Below are 2,031 nucleotides of genomic sequence, written 5' to 3' on the forward strand. Positions count from 1 at the left end.
TCAGGACCACCACCGGACAAAGATCTCCGAGTTGCGCCTCGTGGATCGGGCGCACTCAGTTCTTCTTCCCGTGCGCGGCAGCGATATTCACATCGCTACCCGCGCCGTCAGACAGGATCTCCACGTCGCGGACCGCCAACTGTCGACGCTGCTCACGCTCCAACGCTCGAAGCACGACTTGAGCACGGCTTTTCGCACGCCCACCGCTGACCTCACTGTCGAGAAACGCCACGATGTCCTCGGGTAGCCGTACCGCGATCTGCGTACTCATAACCATCATGATACCGAATTGGGATGTAAACCGGTACCAGTCCCACATCCATTCATCTCCTTGCAACCACCGCCCCTGAGACTCCCGGTGCCGGGGACTGCCGGCCGAACGTCCGTGGATTGTCCGACCGTCAGTGCCCCGATTACTCGGCGCCGTACAACTCGGCGGTGTAATGCCCCTCCCCATTGCATGTGGCTTCTTCCCAATCGACGCCCAACGCGTCGGCCAGGTGGTGCGCATCGGAGAGGAAATCCGCGAACACGGTGGGCAATTCTTCGGTGCCGGGGGTCTATCTCTTTAACGGTGTTTCGGCGGATTTCCATCAGTAAGTTTCAGATCCTGGCCAACGATCGGCGAACGTGATCGCAAACGCGTTCAGAGCGGGCTTCCACCTCGTTATCCATCGTGCCTGGCCCTTGCCTGTCGGGTCGAGCGAACGTGTCACCAAATACAGACACTTCAGCGCAGCCGCCTCGGTAGGGAAATGGCCACGAGCTTTCACCGCCCTCCGATAGCGGGCATTGAGGGACTCAATCGCGTTGGTAGAGCAGAGCACTCGCCGTATCTCTGTGTCGTAATCGAGGAACGGAATGAACTCCTGCCAAGCGTTGGTCCACAATCGGATGATCGCCGGATACCTCTCACCCCAGTGCTCGGCGAGATCGTCCAGCCCCGCGTGAGCGGCAGCCTCGGTCGGTGCCGTGTAGATCGGTCTGAGATCGTGTTTGAGTGCGTCCCAGTGTTGACGTCCCGAGAGCCGAAAGGTGTTGCGGATCAGGTGCACCACACAGGTCTGGACCGTGGTGGCCGGCCACACATGCTCGACAACCTCCGGCAGGCCCTTGAGACCGTCGCAGACGAGAAAGAAAACGTCTTTGGTGCCACGGTTACGGATGTCAGTGAGCACGCTCATCCAGAACTTGGCGCCCTCGCCGCCCGTGCCGGCCCACAAACCAAGCACGTCGCGGCGCCCGTCCAGGCTCACCCCGATGGCCGCGTAGATCGGCCTGTTCGCGACCTGGCCGTCGCGGATCTTGACCACGATGGCATCGATGAAGATCGCGGCGTACACCTCATCGAGCGGACGTGCAGACCAATCCTGCATCTCCTCGATCACCTTGTCGGTGATCCGAGAAATCGTCTCCTTCGAGACCGATGCACCGTAGATTTCAGCGAAGTGCGCGCTGATCTCCCCAGTCGTTAACCCTTTGGCGTACAACGATAAAACGATCTCATCAACGCCGTTGAGCCGACGCTGCCGCTTCTTGACGATCTGCGGTTCGAACGTCCCTTCGCGGTCTCGGGGGACTTCGATCGGGACCTGCCCGGTCGACTCGGTCAGTACCGTCTTCGACCGAGTGCCGTTGCGGATATTTGTTGATGCCCGATCCGGGTTGGCCTGGTTCTTGTCGTGCCCGAGATGCTCGGTCATCTCCTCGTTCAATGCCGTTTCCAGGACCGTCTTGGTGAACTGCTTGAGCAGCCCATCCGGGCCCGTCAGCGACAGGCCCTGCTCTCTCGCCAAGCGCACGAGCTCCGCTGCCGCCGCCTCCTCGGCCGACGGTGGTGTCGACTTCTTCTTCGTCACATCATCCAGTGTCGTCATCACGGCACCCTTCTCGCCGGGCATTCACCCAGCGTGTCGGGCCGAAACACCGTTTAAGAAACACTCCCGGAGCGGGCCCGTTCGGTACGTTCGGGTGTCATGACGGTTGGGCGGGCACCGTGTCGGCTTTGGCGCCGGACGGCTTCGAGGCCGG

At 61.2% G+C, this 2,031-nt stretch carries 2 protein-coding genes; both read right to left on the minus strand.

Going from position 1 to position 2,031, the window contains the following annotated elements; translation table 11 throughout:
- Positions 1 to 55 precede the first annotated feature (55 nt).
- Positions 56 to 271, minus strand: coding sequence for a hypothetical protein (locus AC0B9F_RS37975; RefSeq protein WP_003941254.1), 216 nt, complete (start codon positions 269 to 271; stop codon positions 56 to 58).
- A gap of 322 nt (positions 272 to 593) precedes the next feature.
- Positions 594 to 1,877 carry an IS256 family transposase gene (locus AC0B9F_RS37980; RefSeq protein ID WP_472010359.1) on the minus strand — a complete coding sequence of 428 codons (1,284 nt, stop codon included), beginning with the start codon at positions 1,875 to 1,877 and terminating at the stop codon, positions 594 to 596.
- Positions 1,878 to 2,031 lie beyond the last annotated feature (154 nt).

This window comes from Streptomyces sp. NPDC097129, from assembly GCF_055668065.1.